Source organism: Streptomyces sp. NPDC057438 (assembly GCF_042802995.1).
Taxonomy (GTDB): domain Bacteria; phylum Actinomycetota; class Actinomycetes; order Streptomycetales; family Streptomycetaceae; genus Streptomyces.
In genome coordinates this window covers 1-1,668 of record NZ_JBHVDD010000200.1, presented here as the reverse complement: position 1 = coordinate 1,668, position 1,668 = coordinate 1, and the positions used below count along the sequence as shown (strand labels likewise).

Annotated in this window: 2 protein-coding genes; both read right to left on the bottom strand. The window is 66.7% G+C overall.

The annotated features are described in order from the left end of the window. On the bottom strand, positions 1-1,207 hold a 1,207-nt coding region (glpK, locus tag ACFU5F_RS42355), incomplete at its 3' end, for a glycerol kinase GlpK (RefSeq protein ID WP_383899023.1). A 171-nt stretch (positions 1,208-1,378) separates the two neighbouring features. Next, the coding region (locus ACFU5F_RS42350; RefSeq protein WP_383899021.1) for an aquaporin at positions 1,379-1,668 on the bottom strand (290 nt) is incomplete at its 5' end.

Here is a 1,668-nt window from a genome sequence, read left to right as displayed (position 1 = left end):
CCTGCTCCATGGCCTCGACCACGTCGCGGCTCTGGTAGCAGATGGCTTCCAGTGTGGCCCGGGCGATGTGCGCATTGGTGTTGTAGCGGGCGAGGCCGACCATCGCGCCGCGGGCGTCGGAGCGCCAGTACGGGGCGAACAGGCCGGAGAAGGCCGGGACGAAGTACATGCCACCGTTGTCGTCAACTGAGCGGGCCAGTTGTTCACTCTCCGCAGCGCTCCCGATCACCTTGAGCTGGTCACGCAGCCATTGCACGGCAGCGCCGGTGACGGCGATGGATCCCTCCAGCGCGTAGACGGCTGGGCTGCCGGCGAACTGGTAGGCCACTGTGGTCAGAAGACCGTGCTGCGAACGCACCAGTTCCGTGCCGGTGTTGAGGACCAGGAAGTTGCCGGTGCCGTAGGTGTTCTTGGCTTCACCGGGGGAGAAGCAGACCTGACCGACGGTCGCCGCGTGCTGGTCGCCGAGGACGCCGGCGATCGGGACAGCGGCGTTCAACGGCCGGGACGTGCGGGCCTGGCCGAAGGCCTCAGGATCGGACGAGGGGTGGATGGCCGGCAGCATCTCGCGCGGGATGTCGAAGATTGCCAGGAGTTCGTCGTCCCAGTCCAGGGTTTCCAGGTTCATCAGCATGGTGCGGCTGGCGTTGGTGACGTCGGTGGCGTGCACTCCGCCGTTGGGGCCGCCGGTGAGGTTCCACAGCACCCAGGCGTCCGTGTTGCCGAAGAGAGCGCGGCCCGCTTCGGCGGCCTCGCGTAGTCCGTCCACGTTCTCCAGCAGCCACTTGATCTTGCCTGCGGAGAAGTACGTGGCAGGTGGCAGGCCTGCCTTGTGCCGGATGGTCTCGCCATGGCCGTCGCGTTCGAGGGCTGCGGCGATACTGTCGGTGCGGGTGTCCTGCCAGACGATGGCGTTGTAGTAGGGGCGGCCGGTGCGGGGGTCCCAGACCACGGTCGTCTCGCGCTGGTTGGTGATGCCGATCGCTGTGAGGTCGGCGGCGGACAGCCCTCCGCTTCGCAGGGCGTTCTGGATCACCGTGTTGGTGCGCTCCCAGATCTCCACCGGGTCGTGCTCGACCCAACCGGACTGTGGCAGGATCTGATGGTGCTCGAGTTGGTGCTTGGCCACCTCGTTGCCTGCGTGATCGAAGATCATGAAGCGCGTGCTGGTGGTCCCCTGGTCCACCGCGCCGACGAATTCGGGCATCGTTGTCGCCTCTTCCCATGGTCTGTGTGATTGAGCGGCGGACGCAATCAGGCGTGGCGCGCGCAGGTCTGGTGGATGGCCGTCCGGAAGCCGGAGCGGGGGGCGGTGCGTCGGCGTGTTCCTACGGCATGTGCCGCCGCTGCCGGGCGCCGGACGGACCTGCTGCCGTGTTCAGGGCTGTTCGGTGGCGGGACCTTCTTCAGCCTCCCCCCTCCGGGCCTTGATCAGCGGAGTAATGAGGAGGTCGTACACGCCTACACCGACGACTCCGCCGATGAGCGGTCCGACGATCGGGATCCACCAGTAGCCGCTGAACCACTCGAACGTACCGGGGAGGGCGATAGAGCCCCAGCCTTCGAAGTAGGTGAACAATCGAGGGCCGAAGTCTCGTGCGGGGTTGATCGCGTAGCCGGCGTTGGTACCGAAGGTCAAGCCGATCGCGACGACCACCAGTCCGATGA